Source organism: Serratia sp. M24T3 (genome assembly GCF_000257645.1).
Taxonomy (GTDB): Bacteria; Pseudomonadota; Gammaproteobacteria; order Enterobacterales; family Enterobacteriaceae; genus Rouxiella.
The window spans coordinates 1-19917 of sequence record NZ_AJHJ01000021.1; the positions used below are offsets into that span (position 1 = coordinate 1).

At 46.1% G+C, this 19917-nt stretch carries 19 protein-coding genes and 4 pseudogenes; 10 read left to right on the plus strand and 13 right to left on the minus strand.

The features are described 5' to 3' along the window. A pseudogene (locus SPM24T3_RS15625) lies at positions 1-256 on the plus strand (DNA polymerase V); the annotation flags it as partial. Between the two features lie 131 nt (positions 257-387). Here SPM24T3_RS15625 and SPM24T3_RS15630 read toward each other — a convergent pair. From SPM24T3_RS15630 to SPM24T3_RS25515, 3 genes are all read right to left on the minus strand, one after another. Next, entirely contained in the window at positions 388-807 is a 420-nt protein-coding gene (locus SPM24T3_RS15630) for a hypothetical protein (protein ID WP_009637757.1), read from the minus strand. Continuing rightward, positions 807-1499, minus strand: a complete 693-nt coding sequence (locus SPM24T3_RS15635; protein ID WP_009637758.1) for a hypothetical protein — start codon at positions 1497-1499, stop codon at positions 807-809. The genes SPM24T3_RS15630 and SPM24T3_RS15635 overlap by 1 nt, the downstream gene beginning before the upstream one ends. 86 nt (positions 1500-1585) lie before the next feature. Beyond that, positions 1586-1756, minus strand: coding sequence for a hypothetical protein (locus SPM24T3_RS25515; protein ID WP_157135317.1), 171 nt, complete (start codon positions 1754-1756; stop codon positions 1586-1588). 414 nt (positions 1757-2170) lie between these two features. Between SPM24T3_RS25515 and SPM24T3_RS15640 the strand changes: the two genes are divergently transcribed. Beyond that, on the plus strand, positions 2171-2632 hold the full coding sequence (locus SPM24T3_RS15640; RefSeq protein ID WP_009637759.1) for a GNAT family N-acetyltransferase: 462 nt from the start codon (positions 2171-2173) through the stop codon (positions 2630-2632). A 103-nt stretch (positions 2633-2735) separates the two neighbouring features. On the opposite strand, the gene SPM24T3_RS15645 is transcribed toward SPM24T3_RS15640, so the two are convergent. The 4 genes and pseudogenes from SPM24T3_RS15645 to SPM24T3_RS25950 form a co-directional block, all read right to left on the minus strand. Beyond that, on the minus strand, positions 2736-3212 hold the full coding sequence (locus SPM24T3_RS15645) for a GNAT family N-acetyltransferase (RefSeq protein WP_009637760.1): 477 nt from the start codon (positions 3210-3212) through the stop codon (positions 2736-2738). Positions 3213-3923: 711 nt separating this feature from the next. After that, positions 3924-5035 (minus strand): annotated as a pseudogene (locus SPM24T3_RS15650) (IS3 family transposase). Between the two features lie 75 nt (positions 5036-5110). Beyond that, positions 5111-5290, minus strand: a pseudogene (locus SPM24T3_RS25945) (integrase); the annotation flags it as partial. Between the two features lie 95 nt (positions 5291-5385). Beyond that, positions 5386-5684: pseudogene (locus SPM24T3_RS25950) on the minus strand (helix-turn-helix domain-containing protein). Positions 5685-6031: 347 nt separating this feature from the next. Between SPM24T3_RS25950 and SPM24T3_RS15665 the strand changes: the two are divergent. After that, on the plus strand, positions 6032-6262 hold the full coding sequence (locus SPM24T3_RS15665; protein ID WP_009637764.1) for a hypothetical protein: 231 nt from the start codon (positions 6032-6034) through the stop codon (positions 6260-6262). 170 nt (positions 6263-6432) lie between these two features. Here the strand turns inward: SPM24T3_RS15665 and SPM24T3_RS15670 are convergent, their stop codons facing one another. Continuing rightward, on the minus strand, positions 6433-6615 hold the full coding sequence (locus SPM24T3_RS15670; RefSeq protein WP_009637765.1) for a YodC family protein: 183 nt from the start codon (positions 6613-6615) through the stop codon (positions 6433-6435). A gap of 238 nt (positions 6616-6853) precedes the next feature. Further along, complete coding sequence (locus SPM24T3_RS15675; protein ID WP_037378818.1) at positions 6854-7486, minus strand: LexA family transcriptional regulator; 633 nt, start codon at positions 7484-7486, stop codon at positions 6854-6856. Between the two features lie 816 nt (positions 7487-8302). Here SPM24T3_RS15675 and SPM24T3_RS15680 point away from each other — a divergent pair. The 7 genes from SPM24T3_RS15680 (at position 8303) to SPM24T3_RS15710 (ending at position 15200) form a co-directional block, all read left to right on the plus strand. Further along, a complete protein-coding gene (locus tag SPM24T3_RS15680) occupies positions 8303-8737 on the plus strand; it encodes an antiterminator Q family protein (RefSeq protein ID WP_009637767.1) in 435 nt (144 codons plus the stop codon). 90 nt (positions 8738-8827) lie between these two features. Continuing rightward, on the plus strand, positions 8828-9238 hold the full coding sequence (locus tag SPM24T3_RS25955) for a hypothetical protein (RefSeq protein ID WP_009637768.1): 411 nt from the start codon (positions 8828-8830) through the stop codon (positions 9236-9238). A 166-nt stretch (positions 9239-9404) separates the two neighbouring features. After that, positions 9405-9752 (plus strand): hypothetical protein, encoded by a 348-nt coding sequence (locus SPM24T3_RS15690; protein ID WP_237713084.1) that lies wholly within the window; start codon positions 9405-9407, stop codon positions 9750-9752. Beyond that, positions 9752-10246, plus strand: coding sequence for a lysozyme (locus tag SPM24T3_RS15695; RefSeq protein ID WP_009637770.1), 495 nt, complete (start codon positions 9752-9754; stop codon positions 10244-10246). Before SPM24T3_RS15690 ends, SPM24T3_RS15695 begins: the two co-directional genes overlap by 1 nt. Then, the gene (locus tag SPM24T3_RS25520) at positions 10243-10662 is read left to right on the plus strand and encodes a hypothetical protein (RefSeq protein WP_009637771.1); all 420 of its coding nucleotides are present in this window, start codon (positions 10243-10245) and stop codon (positions 10660-10662) included. The genes SPM24T3_RS15695 and SPM24T3_RS25520 overlap by 4 nt, the downstream gene beginning before the upstream one ends. 285 nt (positions 10663-10947) lie before the next feature. Further along, positions 10948-12993 (plus strand): FUSC family protein, encoded by a 2046-nt coding sequence (locus SPM24T3_RS15705; protein ID WP_009637772.1) that lies wholly within the window; start codon positions 10948-10950, stop codon positions 12991-12993. Positions 12994-13154: 161 nt separating this feature from the next. Next, a complete protein-coding gene (locus tag SPM24T3_RS15710) occupies positions 13155-15200 on the plus strand; it encodes an FUSC family protein (RefSeq protein WP_009637773.1) in 2046 nt (681 codons plus the stop codon). Between the two features lie 57 nt (positions 15201-15257). Here SPM24T3_RS15710 and SPM24T3_RS15715 read toward each other — a convergent pair whose 3' ends face one another. The 4 genes from SPM24T3_RS15715 to SPM24T3_RS15730 all read right to left on the minus strand — a co-directional run bounded on the left by SPM24T3_RS15715 (position 15258) and on the right by SPM24T3_RS15730 (position 19746). Further along, a complete protein-coding gene (locus SPM24T3_RS15715; protein WP_192807955.1) occupies positions 15258-16676 on the minus strand; it encodes an MFS transporter in 1419 nt (472 codons plus the stop codon). A gap of 265 nt (positions 16677-16941) precedes the next feature. Further along, positions 16942-18213 (minus strand): NTP/NDP exchange transporter, encoded by a 1272-nt coding sequence (locus SPM24T3_RS15720; protein ID WP_237713085.1) that lies wholly within the window; start codon positions 18211-18213, stop codon positions 16942-16944. A gap of 59 nt (positions 18214-18272) precedes the next feature. Then, complete coding sequence (locus SPM24T3_RS15725; RefSeq protein WP_009637776.1) at positions 18273-19031, minus strand: NADPH-dependent F420 reductase; 759 nt, start codon at positions 19029-19031, stop codon at positions 18273-18275. Between the two features lie 97 nt (positions 19032-19128). Beyond that, complete coding sequence (locus SPM24T3_RS15730; RefSeq protein ID WP_009637777.1) at positions 19129-19746, minus strand: cupin domain-containing protein; 618 nt, start codon at positions 19744-19746, stop codon at positions 19129-19131. Between the last annotated feature and the right edge of the window lie 171 nt (positions 19747-19917).

The following is a 19917-nucleotide window of genomic DNA, read 5'->3' on the forward strand; positions in this document are numbered from 1 at the left end:
GGAAGGGATTAAGCAGGGCGCTGTTCTGGTCATCGACCGGTCAAGAACGGCAGTAGACGGCAGCACGGGAGAGTTTGAGGTAAAACGCCTGAAGCTTTTCCCGACTGCTTTCCTTGAGTCGCTGGATAATGTCGATGATGTTAGATTGATTGCAGGCGGCGATCTGGAAGGGGAAGAAACGATGATGTGGGGTGTGATGACGTTCATCATCAATGATGCGACGACAGGTGAGTTTGATGATTGCCCATTTATTTAGTTGTATTAGCTCAGACTTGAGCTGACAGTTTCATCGGACAAAACAGAATCAGATCTGACAGTCGGCTTTGAGCGAAAAGCCGACATTGCTAACAGCCTTCTGTGTGAATTATCAGGGAGCAGGTCAGTCCATTAATTAGTCAGTATGGACTCAACCCCACGAATCAGGCCGGGGAAATAAGACTGGTCTATCACTATGCCACCCTTAAGCGTCCACCCTTCATCTTCTTGAGGGCTGGCAGTAAAGTTGAAGCCGATAATATCATCGCCTTCCACCTCACGGACTTCAAACGCAAATACCGGCACTCTTGGCGTAAATAATTCAGGAGCCGCTTCTATGTTGTTCGAAATTTTGTCATAGAACCGCGAAAGCATGTCCCGAAGCCTTTCCAAATCAAAAAGAGTCAGCTCACACTCACATTGCAGCTTTATGGAAGGTTCCTCAATCTCCAGCCAGCACACAATCAGATCTTGTCGGCGGTCTTCCAGAACTTCGATTCGCTCGACAAAGGAGAAGCGGAATAAGACACTTTCGTTTTTGATTTCAAACATTATCGAACCGCCTCTATGTGATAGTGCATTACTGTCCAGTCCTTCTCTCTGATGATAACCTGCAAGGTGTACTTCTTAGGTCTATAAACGATCGCATTCCCTTCAACTCTTTTAGTGAGGCGGGTCATGCCTATGATGTATTCGAACTGGCCGGGTATCTTTTGTGGGTCCGGGCCTCGCCTTCCGAACCTTACCGCTTTTTCAAGGATATGAACGGGGATATACCTTCCGGGATCGGCCATATGCCTAGCAGTGGCCTGCGTGAACAGCAAGTTCCTTACTGACAGACCAGCCTTGAAGCGTCCCTTCAAGATATTGAGCGCCCCGCAGCTTAATACAGCCTTGACTCTGTTGCTGATGCCCGACTCAAACAATCCCACACCCGTGCGCAGCAGACGAAATGCACCAAACATGAATAAGGCAATATCAGTAGGGTCAATCAGCGGCGTCTCTAAGGGGACTTCTTCGAGTATCGCAAATCGTCCATCAGCGTCATATATCTGCCACAGGCCAGGTGCCTGAGCTACAGAGTAGCCAATGCATACGCCAGTTTGGTCGTCGATTATGGGCTGAGCGTTATGAGGAGGGCGATAGGTGGGAGTAATTGCGAAATACTCGCCTAGCGGTAGAGGTGTTCTGAAATTGTATTGATGCCCTGGTTCATTCCGATCCGTTTGGTTTAAAGCTGCCATTACAAGATTCTATGTAGTGATATCCTCAGGGAATTAAATACCACATGTCCTGCAATGGCAAACAAAGCATTATTTTTTCTTACGGTTCACAGCATGTAGATAATCCTGGCGATCGCCAGCTCAAAAAGTGCTGCCAGCATGGCCATGGTGATTATCTTTGCCTCGCCGCGCTTCAAGACGTCAAACTTCAGCACTAACAAAAGCCAACTGATCACAATGGCCATCAGCACCACCTGACCTAACATCATACCGCTCATTACTGTGCTCCTTTCCCTGGTGAGAACACGTAAACCGGTAAGGCGTAGTCCAGCTGGTTACACAGATACAGATAGCCGGTTCGCAGTTCTGCGTAGCAAGGCGCCATTATACTGATTTCAGCACCGGGTAAGTGTGATGAAACAGATCGGCCTTAATACACACTATAAGCGCTTCTGCGGCTTCATACATATAAGGATTGAATCGGTATCCCCATCACTCTGCGACTTTTTCCTGAAGCCGTGGGTGCGCAATTGCATGTGACCTGACTACCCATTTACATTTTACTTGACCATATCCAACAAAAAACGCGACTAAGGTGGCTGGCAGCTTTGAGCGATCAGCAGACATTACATGTCATCGCAGCCAATTTAACGTACAGTGATTCCTTTGAAGTTTATATGCAGAATTTATAAATGGTTATTGATTTGCAGCCAGTTTCACTTGCAGACAAAAATACTCTCCGGTCCATGTTTTCTCCTTACCTCAAAGAACTGTTTCACAGTGAGGACATGGAAGAAGATGACCCTTTTTTCGACAGATACTGGATCGATGAAGACAGGTGGCCTTATTTCATCATCAAGGATAAGACGATTGCGGGATTTGCGTTGATAAACACCTGGTCCCCGTCTGGAAAAGGCACTGACTATTCTGTTGCGGAATTTTATGTCCTCCCCGAGCATCGTGCAGGAGGTATCGGAAAACATGCTTTCACAAAACTTCTAAAGTTACATTCTGGAGTGTGGGAGATAAACGTAATGAAAGACAACGCAGCGGGAATGAGGTTTTGGGAAAAGGTCATACAGGTCACTGGTAAGGTATCAATTGAAAAAATTGCGTTAGAGAGTGATGTCGTGTTCCGCTTGTCCAGTCATTAAGCATCGATTCATAGTTGTAGGCAACCGCGAAATCCACACCCTTTGTCCGCTTTGAGCGAAGAGCAGACATGGTTTTCAATTACTTAGTCTGTTATTTAATATTTTAGCGCACGATGGCCTTGCTCATATTGATACCCGTTACTCCAAAACCGCTGCTCTCGTATATATGGAGAGCGCGGGCATTATCTCCAGCAACGCGAAGTCTAATCTCTTTAAAACCCTTATCCTGAAGATTATCTTCAAAAGCGCGAAGAGCCTGTTTACCCAACCCCTTTCCTTGGAATGAATTGAAAATATGAAAATCATAGATAAAAACCGTGCGCATTGCCGTATCTGGTTTGTACCAGAGATAGCCTACATGCCTTTCATATACATCTAATTTCGTGACAATGGACAGCAAAATTTGCCCATGTGTATTCACTCCTTCCGCAAGCAATTCCGATATTTCCTGCTTGGCTCTCGCCAGAGAATCACTTTTGGATATTCCATAATTTGACCCTATCTCATCTGCATAATCAGGAATAAAATATTCAAGATAAGCAGGGTACTCTTCTTCCGTCATTGAGCGAAACAAGATCATCTTTTAATCCTTATTGAAGAAGCCATACTAAGAGCGCTAACTGCGATGTCACGTCAATGTTATTCATTTATGGAATAACAACGGTCACGATTGATTACATGAAAGTGTTATTTCAACTTCCGCAATTGGCACAAAACTGCCTGTCAGATTGGGTTTAGTCCAGTGCCGTAACAGTGTCGGCTCAAATCTGAACTAATAAAATTTACACGAAAAAAAACCTCTGGGTTAGCAGAGGTTTTTCCTTCAAAGGATCCGCGTATCTTTTACGTATCCTTTTCTGTCTCGATGGTGTCAGTGCTGAGTCCTTGCCTAGCTCATAAATCACTGGTTTATATTAGTTTGTCCGGTCACTGTCCTATCTAATTTGGTGGAGCTGGGGGGATTTGAACCCCCGTCAATTATTGGGAAAAACTTCATAATAACAAGCTTTCGCCGATTGTAACTTACTGAGTTAACTTAACTAAATAATATGTCCATATTATGAAAGAGTTGGCTAACCATATGGATCATTAAGCAACCACGCAGGATTTAAAATCCCTCGGCGTTCGCGCTGTACGAGTTCAAGTCTCGTCCCGGGTACCATGGAAAATTACAGTATTATCATAAGCATAAAGTAGTAATGTCGTTATGCCACCTTCGGGTGGTTTTTTTGTTTTTGGGGTTTCATAATATTATTGGTCACCCACCGTAGGAACTGTAAGTATCCCAGCTTTAGTTCCACGCACTTTTTGAGATTTCTGGTTTCTCAGCCATCAACCGATATTCTTCCGGCGTCAGGTTATTCAGAGATTCATGAGGCCGCTCACTGTTGTATTCATTCAGCCAGCGCTCCGTTATTTCCCGTGCTTCATTCAGTGTTCTGAACAGATAAAAATCCAGTATTTCGGTCCGGTACGTTCGGTTAAACCGTTCTATAAACGCATTCTGTGTTGGCTTACCGGGCTTGATAAATTCCAGCTTCACCGCATGCTCTTCGGCCCATTGCGCCAGAGCCAGTGATATCAGTTCCGGTCCGTTATCCATTCGCATCTTCAGCGGATATCCACGGTTTGCCACTATCCTTTCCAGCACCCGGACGACACGCTGCGCTGGGATATTTAGGTCAATTTCTATCGCCAGAGCTTCACCGTTAAAATCATCGACAACATTGAAAGTCCGAAAACGTCGGCCACATGTCAGCGCGTCGTGCATAAAATCAATCGACCAACTTTGGTTGAGTGCTTCCGGCGTTGCCAGCGGAGCTGAATTACGCACCGGCAGGCGTTGTTTACCCTTACGACGAAAATTCAGTTTGAGAAGACAGTAAATCCGGTGGACACGTTTGTGGTTCCAGCCGTGCCCCTGCCTGCGAAGTACCTGAAAAAGCTTCTTAAAACCTTAGCGGGGATAGCGCTCAGCGACCTCTGTCAGCCTCTGGATCACCGCTTCATCACGTCGCGTATACGGTTGATAACGAAACACCGTCCTGCTCAGCGATAACGTCCTGCATGCCTGGCGTATGCTCATCGTAAATTGCGTGGTCAGATAGTTGACGAGCTCACGCTTTATCGCTGGTTTTAAAGCTTTTTTTCGATGACGTCTTTCAGCGCCCGGCATTCAAGACTCAGATCGGCAAACATCTGCTTCAGGCGACGATTCTCGTCTTCAAGATCTTTGATCTTTTTGATATCAGCGGCTTCCATCCCGCCATATTTCGCCTTCCAGTTGTAATAGCTGGCTTCAGAAATAGCAGCCTCAGGAGACACATCTTTGACGGTTCGACCAGCTTCTACAGATTTCAGGACGGCAATGATCTGATGCTCGGTGAATCGGATCTTACGCATAGCGATCTCCTCAGGTGGACATAATCAGTATGTCGGAAGATCTCTAAAAGTGAATGGTCCGTTTTAGTGGGATACTTACAGAACGACCTTCATTTTTCTGTCATAAATTGCCGTTTGCGATGCATTTTTTTGCCCGGTAATCGCCTGCTTGTTGTATAGATTTCCGGTCAAATCCGAAATGTCTTTCGCCTTCAAATCATGAAAGGTGAAACCGAATTCAATTTCAGGAAATTTTGCCTTTGCTTCATCCCTAGACCCCTAGCAGCTGCGCAGAAAACCTGAGGTAATTTGTTAGGTAGATAGGGAGTTTATTTAAAGCATCTGATTGAAAAGAAATTCAAAAAGATGCTTTATTGAAAACTTGCCGTAAAAGCGGGGTTAGCCTTTGGCTGACAGGGCGAGATGACGTGCTGCGGATCGCGCTCGATGGCTCTAAGCAGTGCTTTGGCAGGGCCAGTAGGTTCTCGCCGGCCTTGCTCCGAGTTTTTAACGTATCAACGCTCACTGAAATCAGTTTTGCGAAGCCACTTTGTGACAATCCCAAAGCAGTTCTGATCGCCTTGACCTGAACGGCAATCACGTTAGTTTCACGCGAAAGGTCGCGCGAGCCTTCAACAGTTTGCTCCAGTAAGAGCTCACGAAAAAGCATGGTGAGTTATAACATTATGATTGATATGGCCCATAAGGGGACATGCTTAATACAAAACTGGCTTGTAGATAAAACGGTGAGTTTTTAGCTAATTTTTTTCCTTAACTTAGGGAAATAGCGTTAATTCCAGCTTTGAATTTGGCGATAAATTTTGAATATTTATTTAAATAAATATACATAGTTCGCTTTAATAGTTAATTCTTTAACTTATTCAAGAGAGTTATTTGAAATTAATGAGTGGCTAACGATATATGAATTTTGAGATGGCTGAATGATTTTTAGGATTTAATACTTATTAGGAGCGTGTTAGTCTGGTTTTTCCATGCAATCAGAAAGGAAGTTTATATATGTCAAATGAAGACGTGCTTGTCTATATTCCATCAAGTCTGGATTGTTGTGAATGCCAACAACTCGCCTGTTTACGGTTCAATTACCAAATCGAGGATTTACCTCAGCTTCCCACTGCAGGAGAGCTGTTTACTGGCCTTACTCTTGAGCAGGCAAAGGTTATGGCGGCATTCCTTGATGAGTATATTCATAACACCGAATTGTCACGCTTACCTGTATATTTAAACTAAAAGCTTTAGTTTAAAAAGTTAACGTAATGCGTGTAGCGAATATTGACGCCATTAATAGTGGCGTTTTCAAAAGCACATACATTATTTGGGTAGACTTAGCCGTGATTAGTTTATAGGGAATGCATTCAAATAATCAAATCATTGAATGCATATTTGATATTCTGCCTAGGCTACCAACCAGGTGAAACGTATTTCTCCAGTGAAGACTCTCTGAATAGTTGGTGTTGCACTTTGCCATCGACAAACCACTCGCAGCGGTATTTTTCATCATCCTGATCGTAACTGTCGATAGTCATTTTTGGACCACCAGATTTAAGCAGTACTACGTCGCCCGCTTCAAATTTCTCTGCCATCTGTATTTCCTCATAACAAGGTAAAACTCCCTTTGAATATGGTTGATATTGCAGATAATTCAAGTCGCAAGGCCCGCGGTTCAAGTCTCTTGATGGGATTCATTACAGTGAGTTTCGGCGATTTTATACGCAATGAAGATGAATATAACCTCCATTTTAAAAACTTTAGCTTAATTTTCGAAGGTGAAAAAAGAGCAAAAGCCGCGTAGCCTCAACTCTTTTTACTATCAGAATTTCTTTAGATTTCGTACTGCACTCCGCGAACGACACCAATAATTTCACAGTTGTCGCAAATCGGAATATTGGCATAGCGCGGATTGAGAGGAACCAGATATTTGTTTGGACCATCAATGACTAACTTTTTCATTGTGGCCTCGCTAGTACCGGCTATACGAGCGACAACAATTTTGCCGTTGGTGGCTTCGACATTGGGATCGACAATCACAGTAGAGCCTTCCGGGATGCTAGGCAGACCAGATGGATTAGTCATTGAATCACCACGCACTGTTAAAGCGAATGCGTCTGAAGACACTCGTAATCCGGTTTCCATCCAGTACTCTGCTCTCTCAAAAAGTTCACTTGATTCCGATTCTGTAAACACCCCAGCTTGTACCCATGAAAGTATCGGGATTTTCCTGACGCTGGTTGCCAACGGCTGAAGGCCTGTAAAATCAGTGCCATACAACACATAAGCTTCAGTGGTATTAAAGTATTTTGCAAGCTTTAGCAGTGACTCTGCTTTAGGAACGTTTAAATCCTTCTCCCAATAGCCCACCGTAACGTCTGATACACCGCAGTATTCACCGAGGACTTTTTGTGTTGTTTTAGTCACACGGCGTAGTCTTTTTAGTCTCGCTCCTACTGATTCCATAAATTACTCTCACCAATCTTGTCCAGGTTGCATTTGATAAAACTTAACCATAGGCATACTAGCTAATTTAACTTAGGTTGGGAAGGTCAAGGATTAATAATTCTTAGGTATGACTTATGTTGATGACTTTGGCAAACCAAAAAAGCTTACACGGTCCGCAAAAAGCCATTTACTCTGTTAAAAGTGGTTACTGAGTCACGTAGCAATCCTGTAAAAAGCATGCCGTGGCCGCAACTCAAATGGCGTAAATTAAAATATCATTACTTTATGGGTGGCTTAACATGCTGTTTAATAAAGCCATTCACTTTATTCTGGGTATTCAAGGGATTTAAAAAAATATTTTTTGATCTGAGCGGAATGTAAAACGCCACTTCAGCCGTTGATTAGTACATATAAGAAACTATTGAGTATCGGTAGTACAGTTGGTCAAAATCGGTGGCGGGTCAAATTTTATCCATTAGAGTCACTGTCTGAAAATTCCAATAATTTAGCTTTAAGTTCTCTTAAGACTGGACCCACTAGTCTTATTTATCTCTTGAAATTGCTAAGTATTTTAGAGATTGCGCCTCGGTATTTTTATTCATGCGCAGCAGTTTCTCACTCGACACCTCCCAGATTCACATAAGTTATGTTCACTAATTTTTGCTAAGTTAACTTAGTTTTATTTGATCAAACTTAAGTTTGAATATAAAATCTAAGTTAACTTAGCAGGGTGATGCGTAGCTAATAGAACTTGGGTATGGATGTTTTAACCTGGGAAATCAACTCAGCCGCTAAATGGCAAGGTATGAATAAGCGATCTTTGGAGGACATCTTATGAGAGATATACCACAAGTTCTGGAGCGGTGGGGCGGCTGGGCGGCAGCGGATCACAGTCAGTTGGATTGGCAGAAAACGGCTGCCGGTTTCCGGGGATTATTGCCACGTCCTTCATCTTCGCGAATCAGCTGCTGCGATGATGACGGACTGTTAATTGACGGCTGTGTCACGCGCCTCCAGACTTCGCGGCCTGAAGAATATCAGCTGCTGATTCTGCACTATGTCATGAAGCAGCCTAAGCGTGCGATTGCCCGATCTATAAAACGTGATGAAAAACTGGTGCGGATCATGCTTCAAATGGCTGAAGGATTCGTCGAAGGATGTCTGGCAATGTTAGATGTAAAGCTGGATATGGACCCGATTGTTGAAATTTATCGCGAACCTAAAGAAATCTTCACACGGTCCGCAATAAGCCGTTTACTCTATCAGTAGTGGTTACTGAGTCACGTAGCTAACCCAGAATGTAAAACCTCGCTTCGGCGGGGTTTTTTGCGTTTAGGCCTCAAAAAGAGGTGATGTTGAATGTTTAAAAGTTTTTTCTACTGGCTGAAAAGCCTTTATTACACGCCGGCAAATGCCAATGAAAATACCACTGAAGAGGAAATAACCATGAGTGAATTAGCCCCTAATGTTTTAAATGCAACCGTTGCCGATGCGACACCTGCGGCAGATGTCACTGCTGCGGATACCGCCTCGGTGACACCAGTGACGGACGTAGCTTCTGCCAATGCCGCATTGGCAGCGGCTTCTACCGATACATCATCTTCTGATACCGAATCGGCCAGCAGTTTGGCTCAAGCTGATGCAAGTTCACCCCTGGATGATTTTAAGGCCAAGGCTCAGGCTTTTGTAGAGTTTGTGGAAAAGGGGATTGAAGTTTTGGGTCAGGAAGCTGAGGCCGAACTGGTTGCGCTAAAGGAAAAATATTTCTAAGCGCCTAGGTAAATGATTAGTTTAAACAAACAAATTTACCCTGCTTTGGCAGGGTTTTTAGTTTCATTCTAAGGGTCACTTCGGTGGCCCTTTTTGTTTACCTCTTTAGTGCCGAGTAATCAACCTCCCAAGACTTTATGTCGCAACTGACTCCGGCGCTGAAACTATGACTACAGAGCACAGCCAACAACAGTTGGAGGTGGAGACTATGAAAATGAACCCACAAAGTGACGGATTCTGGACGCATTTTTGGGCCACGATCACTGCACTCTTTAGTGCGGCGGGTCTGACCACTGAACAATGGATTTATGTGTTCTGCGCCATCTTCGGCGCATTGCTGTCTTTTAACTCTTATCGCAACAATAAACGTGCCCTGGTAAACCGTGAAAATGAAGACTCGAAAAGAACCGAGATCCTTCGTTCCTATCTTGCCGGTAGAAAAAATAATACGGAAGTGGATACCGCAAGCGTCGCCGAAGAGGTGAAAGATGTGATGAATAAGGTAGGTTCCTGATGGCTATGTCAGCAGCATTGAGAAGCAAATTAGTCAAATTGGGCGGCACTACCGCATTAACTATTGTGATTGCCTTACTTGGCGGGCCGGAGGGCGTTGAGGGGCAAAAAAGTACCCCTTATCGCGATGCGGGTGGGGTATGGACCGTTTGTAGTGGTATTACAGGGGCTGATGTTGTTCCGGGGAAATATTACTCGGACAAGGAGTGTGAGGCTCTGTTGCTAAAACACTTGCAGCCGGTCAAAAAAGCCGTCGATGCGGCAGTCAAAGTACCCATCGATAATTACACCCGAGCTGCGCTGTATTCCTTCGCCTACAACGTCGGTGTCGGCGCTTTTAAACACTCTTCTTTACTCCGACACCTCAATGCCGGTGATACCAAGGCTGCCTGCGATGACCTGCGCCAGTGGGTTTACGTGAATAAACAGCGCAATCGCGGGCTGATAAACCGGCGGGAAATCGACCGGCAAGTGTGCCTGATGAGGCCATCATGATTAATAAAATTGCGGTGATGACTACTGTGCTGATCCTCGCCTGTATAGGCCTGTTGCTGGCCGTTGCCTTTCATTTTTATGGAAAAACGCTAACGCAGGCCACGGCGTTGACTGCACTGACCCAACAAAAGGAGCAGGCCGAGTTTATCACTCAGTCACAGGCCCTTAGCGTAGGGATTTTCAACCAGATAGCCGGAGCGACGCTGAATGAACAGAAAAGTAGCCAGACCGCCAGTCAGCAGCGGCAGACAGTTATTAAAACGGTGCTTGCAACGGCGCCCTGCGCTGTGGTGCCTGTTCCTGCTGCCGCTAATGACAGCCTGCTCAAACACTACAACGCAGTACGTCAAAGTTCCAGTAACACCCATTCCGGCAAGCCTTCTGGCACAGTGTCAGCCGTCGTCTCCTCCCGCTGACCCCCTCAACTACGGAGCATCTGTTGTGTGGAACGAGCTTTTATTGACTGATTTACAAAACTGTAATGCCCAACTGGATGGCATTCGCCAGATAGAACAGGCAAGACAGAAGTAGCCTGCGCCGTTAATTATTAAGGGATATTCGTCGGGCAGCATCGACCTGCCCGTTGAATCTTTTCAACTTGTGATTATTTTGTTACAAACTTAAAATCATCATAAAGCAGCAGTTCTATTCCGATCGGTATAAAATGACATTTTTGAAAATGGCGAGCTGTTGACTCTACTATGAAATGGTTATCAAAAAGTGCGATTTTATTTGCCGTAAAGACCTGTATTGCGGCCTTTCTGGCGCTTTACATTGCGCTTAAACTTAACCTCGATAAACCAGCCTGGGCCATGGTTTCGGTTTATGTCATATCACAACTTTATTCAGCCTCCACTGTTTCCAAAGCGATTTTTCGCTTCTTGGGCACCGTTTTAGGCGGGATTTTTATTTTCATCATCTATCCCCTTACCGTTCAGCATCCTGTACTTTTCAGTCTCAGCGTGTCGCTATGGGTTGCCTGCTGCCTGTTCCTCTCGCTTCACGATCGCACGCCCAAAAGTTACATCTTTATGCTGGCTGGCTATAGTGCCGCCATCATGGGCTTTGCCGATGTCACCACGCCGCTCGCGATAACCTATACCGTTATTTCCCGTGTTGAAGAAATCACTGTTGCCATTCTTTGCAGCAGTCTGATCCACATGCTGGTGTTCCCGGTGCGCATGCGCAATCTGCTTGAGAGTAGTGTTAGCAATTGGTATGAAAGCGCCAAAAAGCTTTGCAACGAATTATTGACCGCCGAATCGAAAGACAGTACGCCGGAAAGGGCGCAGATTCTGGTGCAAATGGCCAACTATCCACTGTCTGTGGAAACGTTGATCACTCACTTGGTGTATGAAGGCGATTCTGCGCGTAAGCTCATTCGCCTGGTAAGTGCTCAGTACCAACATCTGTCTTATTTAATCCCTACGTTAACTGCTATTGAAAAACGCCTCAGCCTGTTGGCGGAGCAGGGGATTGTTTTTCCTGACTATGTCGCAGAGTCCTTTAATCATTTTCTGCAATGGCTCAACAGTCCGGAGCAAAGCGGGCAAGCCAAGTGGATTGAAAGCGACATCAGCGCCTCTCAGGAGCGCATCAAGGGACAATATGAGCGCGAAGAAATCAGTGCCGAAGAGGGCCTGTTGCTGATTGGCCTGCTCGAGCGTCTGCAGAATTTTATTCGCTTGTCCGAGTCTTATATGGGGGCTAAAGAGCGCGTCAGCAGCATGGGTACCGAGAGAAAACGCGACAAAGTCAAACTCATCAGGAAACACGCCGACCGTGGCATGATCCTGCTTTCTTGTTTTACCGCTTTTACTGCCACCATGATAGGTTGCATTTTCTGGATAGGCACCGGCTGGAAAGATGGCTCTACCGCGCCGATGATGGGAGCGGTGGTGTGCTCATTCTTTGCTTCTTTGGACAGCCCGATTGGCTCGATGAAAGTCTTCCTGAAAGGCGTGTTGGTGGCCATTGCCATCAGTATCGTTTATGTCGGGCTGTTAATTCCTCCGGCGATTAACTTCGAGTCGCTGATCATTGTGCTGGCACCCGGTCTTATCGCCCTGGGTTTGGTTATTGCCAACCCCTCTACCAACTTCCTTGGGCTAATTGTTGCCACCCAGATCCCGGGTTTTATTGGCATGACTCACAATCTCAAACCTGATTTGCTGTCGATCATTAATGCGTCGGTTTCTACGGTAGTCGGTATTGTGATTGCCGTGGTTTTGACGGCGGTTATCCGTAACAAACGGCCTTCCTGGACTGCGAAACGTGTGCTGCGTCGCGGTATTAAAGAGCTATTACAGTTTACCTCTGAAATCAAAATGAATGCCTCATCGTTATTGGCGCGTCAGAGGTATGTGGCCAGTATGATCGATAAGATAAATATCATTCTGCCGCGAAACACCGTCGACCCAATTCCTGACGTAGCTTTGGGGGGGAATTTGATTACCGAGATATGGCTGGGGGTCAATTGCTACGATTTTTACGCCCGTCATCAGGATTTACTCAGGGAAAATATTCTCGATAGCGACGCGTTAATGGCTGAAATTACTCGCTATTATAAAAAAAGGCTAAAAAATATTTATATCAAGCCGCCGCAGTCTCTTTTGGACGAACTCGATAAATTGCTGTTGCGAACTGAGTTTCTGTGCCGCTCGAACATGCAGTTATATACCCCCTTGTTTTATCTGTTCAACATCCGCATGGCGCTGTATCCCGCGCAGAGATGGCCTGAACAATAACCACTAAGTTTCAGATTAATAACGAAAAGTCACTTTAATGTGACTTTTCGTTTTATTTATACATAATTGTGAACATCTTTGTTACAAACAAAACAAGATAACTGCTTTATTAGAGGTATAAAATAATTCTTTAAAATTTACGTGATTTGTTTAAATAAAAAATGAAGTGGCTGACAAAAAATGCTTTTTTGTTCTCGGTAAAAACCTGTATTGCTGCATTCCTGGCTTTATACATCGCTTTAAAACTTAATCTTGATAAGCCTGCCTGGTCCTTGACCTCAGTTTTTATCATCTCTCAGCTTTACTCCGCGTCGACGCTCTCAAAGTCCGTATTTCGTCTTTTGGGAACGCTGTTGGGCGGCGCATTTATTTTCTTTATTTATCCGATCACGGTTCAGCATCCGCTGCTTTTCAGCGTAAGCGTTTCGCTGTGGATTGCTTTCTGTCTTTATCTTTCGCTGCACGATCGCACGCCTAAAAGTTATGTCTTTATGCTGGCAGGATACAGTGCGGCGATTATGGGCTTTGCCGATGTCACCTCCCCGTTGGACATCACCTATACGGTGATTTCGCGAATTGAAGAAATCGCTGTCGCCATCGTCTGTAGCACCTTGGTACATATGATCATTTTCCCGGTTCGTATGAGTACGTTGCTGGAAAATAGCGTCAACAACTGGTTTGAAAGCGCCAAGAAAATTTGCGGGGACATGCTGACGCGCGTGTCTAAAGAAAAGTCGCTGGAGCATGAAAATATCCTGATCCAGATGGCCAATTATCCGGTCAACGTCGAAGTGTTGATCACCCACTGCGTTTATGAGGGCGACTCGGCGCGTACCTTAATCCGCATGGTGACGGTGCAATATCAGCATCTTTCTTATTTAATCCCGACCCTGAGTGCGATTGAGAAACGTCTGATCTTGCTGAGCGATCACGGTATTACCTTTCCTAATTTTGTTGCCGAAACTTTTAGCCACTTTTTAATTTGGCTCAATAATCCTCAACAGTTTGGTGATACCACCGTGTTGGTGGATGAGATGATAGCTTCACAGGAAAGCATCAAAGATCTCTATATCCGTGGAGAGATGAGCGCGGAGGAGGGGTTATTGTTAACCGGCCTGGTTGAGCGCCTGCAAAACTTTATCCGTATAGCGCACGCTTATCTGGCAGTAAAAGAAAAAGTCAACGCGTTAGGCGATGAAAGGAACCCTGCGAAGTTTAAGCTATTTAAAAAGCATGCTGATAAAGGACTGATTTTCCTGTCTTCACTGACGATTTTTATCGTCACTATGCTTTGCTGTCTGTTCTGGATTGGCAGCGGCTGGAAGCACGGCGGTACCGCGCCAGTGATGGCATCGATTGCCTGTTCGTTTTTTGCGACTCAAGACAGCCCGATTGCCTCGCTGCAGGTTTTCCTTAAGGCGGTCATTATCGCCATCGCTGCCAGCCTGATTTATACCCTGATTCTTATCCCCACGGCGACCAGCTTTGAAGCATTAGTGATGTGTTTAGTGCCGGGTCTACTGGCTTTGGGGTTCGTCATTGCCAATCCGGCGACTAATATCTTTGGTCTGATTATCTCGACGCAGATCCCAAGCTTTATGGCCATGAGCCATGATTTCCGGCCCGATCCACTGACGATTATCAACTCGGCAATCTCTACCATTGTCGGCATTCTTATTGCGGTGCTGGTTACGGCAATTATTCGTAATAAACGACCTTCCTGGACTGCAAAGCGCGCGCTGCGCAGAGGAATTAAAGATCTATTGCAGTTCACCCAGGCAATTAAAATGAATAAATCGTCATTGCTGGGGCGTCAGCAATATGTGGCGGGAATGCTGGATAAAGTTAATATCATTTTGCCGCGTATCAAAGTGGACCCTATTCCTAATGTGGCCCTGGGGGGCAATCTGATAACAGAAATCTGGATTGGCGTTAGCGTATTTGATTTTTACGCCAGACATGAAGAGTTGTTGAGAAACAACGGTATTGATACTGACGCGCTGCTGTTTGAGATAAACAATTATATTAAGAGCAGGCTGAAAAACATTTACGTACCGCCTCCGCCATCGCTGCTGGGCGAGCTGAATCAGCTATTATTAAAGCTGGAACCAGCATGTCGGGCCGATATGCATCTATTTATGCCGCTGTTTTATCTATTTAATATCCGTATGTGGCTCTATTCTTCAGAGCGCTGGCCAACCGTTTAAATCCTGCCTGACGCTGCTGCGGACCTGAATTTTCGGTCCGCAGCATTGCCTGTTTTATCAAATATTTTCTAGCTCTATGTCTTTGGTTTTCGGTCCCAATATCGAGATAACCAACACCACAATGATCATACTGGCGACGATAAACGACAGTACGCCAATATTGCCGGTGTATTGCAAAAACATTCCGATAATAATGCTGCTAAACACTGTCGATAGGCGGCTAAACGAGTAGCAGAAGCCAACGGCAGTGACGCGAATACGCGTCGGGAACACCTCGGTTTGATAAGAGTGGAAACTATAGGTCATCCAGGCGTTACAGTAGCTGACCATAAATCCGCAGAAGATCATGCCGATTGGACTGCGCTGAAAACCAAATAACGCACCAAAAATGACTACCCCCAGCGCGCCTGCCACTACCTGCCACTTGATCTCGAACTTGTCGGCGTAGAGTACTGAAATCAGACACCCCAGAGGAAAACCGAGCGTGATAACTATCGAGTAAGACAGGCTGTGGGTGAAGCTGCTGCCTTGTCCGGCCAGCAGAGCAGGTAACCAGTTGCCGAAACCAAAGAAGCCAATGGCCTGAAATATATTGAAAATCATTAGCATAATAGTGCGAGAACGGAACTGTGGCGTCCAGATTTCTTTGAATCTTCCGCGACGCTCGAACTGTTGTTCATCATGTAGAGTCACCAGACGCTCAAGGCGTTCTACCTTCGCTGCTCCACACTGTTTTTCCAGATCTTCAAGCACTTCAAGGGCTTTATCAGCTTCGCCTTGCTGTAACAGCCAGCGAGGAGACTCAGGCAGTTTTTTGCGCACGATCCAGATAAACAGTGAAAACACTACGCTGACCAACAACACGTAGCGCCATCCGGTAAGGCCAAACCAGGTATGCGGAACGAACCACCATGAAATCAGCGCTACCACCGGGACCGACATAAACTGGATGAAAAATGAAAAGGCGAAGGCTTTACTGCGCAGGCGAGTAGGCACCATTTCAACCAGATAGGTGTCGATGGTTACCAGCTCGATACCCAAGCCAACACCGACCAGAAAGCGCAGGAAAATTATCCATTCGGCCTGGTTCTGAAAGACGATCAGCAGAGTGAAAAAGCTGTACCACAACAGGGCAAACATAAAGGTCAGGCGACGACCAAACTTGTCGGCCAACGGACTCAGAAGGCTGGTGCCGACAAACAGGCCGAGGAAGGTCGAAGAGGCGAAAGCGGCCTGATCCGAAATACCAAATACGCCAGCGCTGCCGGTGTGGAAAATGCCTTCAGCGATCAATCCCGGGCTGATATAAGCCGTTTGGAACAGATCGTAGAGTTCAAAGAAACCACCTATTGCCAACAATATTATAAAGCGCCACAGTCCCGGTGATGAGGGTAGGGCGTCTATCCTGGTGATCAGCTCAGGGGCGTTAATTGCCGCCGACTGATGCGATAAAGACGATGAATGTGCGAATTCCATAAGTACCATTACCCGTTAAAAAAACTCCACCATGCTAAGTTTTTATCACCGGATTTAAATTCGGAATAAGATTTCAAGATGTAAAAAAATAGAGGAATATTCTGATTAAAATTATCTTGGGAGATAATTAGCTTTGTATCTGTATCAAATCCCTGAAGCTAGTATTTATCCGATTTGCACAAAACTCATTCAGTAAATATTCAAATAAAGTTGAAGTCGTCAAGTTGGGCGTTTAATGGTGATTTATTAAAAAAACCATCAGCAATCAAGGGTTTTTAAAACTGATTTTTTCCTGAGATTTTCCCAATAAAAAGCTGAGTAACATCCACCCACAGGCCAGTGCTACGCTAAAAATCGCCATCGGCGCTAATGCTAGCCCTAATACACTTAGCGCCTGGTAGGACCATGCGCCAATCTGGTCACCGGTGCGATAAACCAGGGTGTCGATAAACACCTTTGCATGATATTTTTCCTGCTTGCTGACTACGGTAAACAGGATTTCACGACTTGGCCGAGCCAAAGCAAAATTAACCGCCCGCCGTAAAATAGTGAATCCAACCAAAATGCTTAGAGAAGGTGCCCAACCCAGCCAGGCAAAACCGATGATGCTAATAAAAGGCAGCAGCGCCAAAGTATAAGGTGTACCAAAACGGGAGATGATACGACCCGTAACCGTCAACTGGCAGAGTAAGGTCAGAATATTGATCGCCAGATCGACGCTGGCAAAAAAGGCGGTACGCTGACTTTCATCGCTGAAAGCCTGCCTCACGATGCTGGCTTGCTGAAAATAAAGCAGGGTTGAAGTGACTGAGTAAAACAGAATATAACCGCAGATACCTAGCAAATAAGGAGATTTTATCGTTTGTCGAATCCCGGCCAACAGGGGTGTCAGCACGTTTTTGGCCGTTTCGTTCACCAACATATTGCCGGTAGGTTCTTCGGCAGGCTTCTTTAGCTGCGCCCCGCGTCGCGATAATCTCACCGCGCTGAATACCGAAATCTGCACCAGTAATGCCGATAGCACCAGCAGCGCTGAAGTTGAGAGGTGTCGGGCCAGCAAGGCAGTGACTGTAGAACCGGCTATTGCGCCCACGGTGGCTGCGGCCGCCAGCAATCCAAACAGTCTCTTTCCTCGTCGGGTATCAAAGACATCGACAATCAGCGCCCAAAAAACCGAGACGGCAAATAGATTGAAAACTGAGACCCAGATAAAGAAGATCCGACCAACCCAGCGGTTGTTTAATCCACCAGGCAGAAAGAACAGCGCGGCGAACAGCAGCAGAATCAGGCTACAGAAATGGTAGCTGTAGGCAATAAAGCGTTCACGCGGCAGGCGCTGAGTCAGGAAATTATACGGCCACTGCAATAGCAGCATCGTCACCAGCACCGCGCTGAATAACCACGGCAGGGTATGAGCCCCCGCGACGGTACTGATCGTATCGCGGATTGGTCGGATAATGTAGTAAGCACAAAGCAGTGAAAAAACGTATAACCACCCCCACAGCAGAGGGGCGATTTCTTCACGGCGTACGCGCACCACTTTATGCCAAAGCCTTGGCCGAAGAAGGCGATGCAAAAAGTTATTTTTCAGCCTGATCAAGAAGGATTGGCCAGGCTAGCGCGCAGCTCTTTTTCGTTTAAAGCCTGTAAGAACAGTGATGATCCCGGTTGGAAAAGCTTGGCGCTGTCAAGATTACCGGTAACGACCGGCACGAAGCCCGCAGCATGAATCAAAGTAGAAATCGCTTCAACGGCGGCGTGACTGTCTCCGGCCAACGGCACTGCAATCAGCGGCGATTGATGGGCGTCGGAAGCCAACGTGCTGGCCGCTATCGAGTTAAAGGCCCTGACGACTTGAGCGCCGGGCAAGAATTTTGCGCTTGCCCGACCGCTGCCGATGCTCAGCGCGGTTTGTGCGGTTTGACCATCGCGACCTGGATACGGATTACCGACATCGAGCACGATTTTATTTTTTAACGCGGGTCCCAGCGTTTTGCCCAGTCCCGGCAAAGCTCCGTAGGGAACCGCCATCACCACCACGTCGCCAAACTGGGTTGCCTGCTGCACCGTGCCGACCTGGGTGTTATGCCCCAAAGAGCTGGCAAGCGATTTCAATTCATCTGGATGACGCGAGGCGAACATTACCTGATAGCCAGCATCGACCCACAGTTTGCCTAATGTCGATCCCATCTGACCGCCGCCAATAATGCCAATTTTAGGCAGCGGACGCGGCGCGGCCAATGCCTCGGAAGATAGCATAGCTATGCTGGTTAATATCAGGATTAACGCTAAAGGTAGCGCAGTGGCCAAATGAGTCAGGCGTTGGACAAAACCTGATAATTTCCTTAAAAACATGATTTTTTCCTCAATTTATTGCGTCACAACGGGTCAATAACTAACAATTGGTACCGGTCCCATTTTGATTGAAAAGTTTGGTATCTATCTTATTTTCTTAGCTTTGTTGCCAACGTTGCCGAATACCACCCTGAGTTCCGGTCACCGGATCGGTAGTCGGCATCGCGATCCGCGCTATGTTTTGACGTGTTTCGGCGAGCTTGGAAGGATCGTCGTGATAAAGATCCGGGCTTAATCCAGTAGGGTAGGCCCCCAATACTTGAAAATCGGCGCTGGCGGAAAGCTGTTTATGGCCTACTCCGGCGGGTATGAGAATGACATCACCCTTCTGGATTGTCGCTGTCGGGCCGGTTGCGCCACCCAACTGAACTTTTGCCTGACCCTGGCTGACGCCCAATAATTCATGGGTGTTGGAATGATAATGGGTGAAGGTGAATATCTGATAGCGCCACTGTACAGGCCAGCCGTTGCGGGCAAATAAATCAGTAAGATAGCCATCGGTATTGGCGATGTTTTTGGGCACGGCCTGTTGGTAAATCAATAGAGGAAGTTTATCGTTGGGCACGCCGCCAACGGTTTTATCTAAGGTGAGTGAGCGGATGTTGACGTTCGGCTGACTGTCTTGCGCATAGCCGGTCAATGGCATGGCTGAGGCCAGTAACAACAGCTGGCAAAAATCTCTTCTTGAAACTTGATGACGGTTGAGAATCTTCATTAAACGCTCCTGTGTCTGGGTTAACACATTGCCTGGGAAGGCTTTATGAACGCAGACGCACCTTTGCCAAAGCAAAAAGTGTCGCGAACCCACAGTTAAAATATGTGAGTTAGATCGCAATTTTGTCAAGGTCAGGAGCAAAATGAACAGAATAAATTGTGAAGGATGAGG

What these genes read in the sequence shown, in the direction of transcription:
- SPM24T3_RS25955 (WP_009637768.1), top strand. Translation starts at nt 8,828, where the DNA reads ATGTTTAAAAGTTTTTTCTACTGGCTGAAAAGCCTTTATTACACGCCG.
- SPM24T3_RS15680 (WP_009637767.1), top strand. Translation starts at nt 8,303, where the DNA reads ATGAGAGATATACCACAAGTTCTGGAGCGGTGGGGCGGCTGGGCGGCA.
- SPM24T3_RS15710 (WP_009637773.1), top strand. Translation starts at nt 13,155, where the DNA reads ATGAAGTGGCTGACAAAAAATGCTTTTTTGTTCTCGGTAAAAACCTGT.
- SPM24T3_RS15675 (WP_037378818.1), bottom strand. Translation starts at nt 7,486, where the DNA reads ATGGAATCAGTAGGAGCGAGACTAAAAAGACTACGCCGTGTGACTAAA.
- SPM24T3_RS15645 (WP_009637760.1), bottom strand. Translation starts at nt 3,212, where the DNA reads ATGATCTTGTTTCGCTCAATGACGGAAGAAGAGTACCCTGCTTATCTT.
- SPM24T3_RS15635 (WP_009637758.1), bottom strand. Translation starts at nt 1,499, where the DNA reads ATGGCAGCTTTAAACCAAACGGATCGGAATGAACCAGGGCATCAATAC.
- SPM24T3_RS15725 (WP_009637776.1), bottom strand. Translation starts at nt 19,031, where the DNA reads ATGTTTTTAAGGAAATTATCAGGTTTTGTCCAACGCCTGACTCATTTG.
- SPM24T3_RS25520 (WP_009637771.1), top strand. Translation starts at nt 10,243, where the DNA reads ATGATTAATAAAATTGCGGTGATGACTACTGTGCTGATCCTCGCCTGT.
- SPM24T3_RS15630 (WP_009637757.1), bottom strand. Translation starts at nt 807, where the DNA reads ATGTTTGAAATCAAAAACGAAAGTGTCTTATTCCGCTTCTCCTTTGTC.
- SPM24T3_RS15705 (WP_009637772.1), top strand. Translation starts at nt 10,948, where the DNA reads ATGAAATGGTTATCAAAAAGTGCGATTTTATTTGCCGTAAAGACCTGT.
- SPM24T3_RS15665 (WP_009637764.1), top strand. Translation starts at nt 6,032, where the DNA reads ATGTCAAATGAAGACGTGCTTGTCTATATTCCATCAAGTCTGGATTGT.
- SPM24T3_RS15640 (WP_009637759.1), top strand. Translation starts at nt 2,171, where the DNA reads ATGGTTATTGATTTGCAGCCAGTTTCACTTGCAGACAAAAATACTCTC.
- SPM24T3_RS15730 (WP_009637777.1), bottom strand. Translation starts at nt 19,746, where the DNA reads ATGAAGATTCTCAACCGTCATCAAGTTTCAAGAAGAGATTTTTGCCAG.
- SPM24T3_RS15695 (WP_009637770.1), top strand. Translation starts at nt 9,752, where the DNA reads ATGGCTATGTCAGCAGCATTGAGAAGCAAATTAGTCAAATTGGGCGGC.
- SPM24T3_RS15715 (WP_192807955.1), bottom strand. Translation starts at nt 16,676, where the DNA reads ATGGAATTCGCACATTCATCGTCTTTATCGCATCAGTCGGCGGCAATT.
- SPM24T3_RS15690 (WP_237713084.1), top strand. Translation starts at nt 9,405, where the DNA reads ATGACTACAGAGCACAGCCAACAACAGTTGGAGGTGGAGACTATGAAA.
- SPM24T3_RS15670 (WP_009637765.1), bottom strand. Translation starts at nt 6,615, where the DNA reads ATGGCAGAGAAATTTGAAGCGGGCGACGTAGTACTGCTTAAATCTGGT.
- SPM24T3_RS25515 (WP_157135317.1), bottom strand. Translation starts at nt 1,756, where the DNA reads ATGAGCGGTATGATGTTAGGTCAGGTGGTGCTGATGGCCATTGTGATC.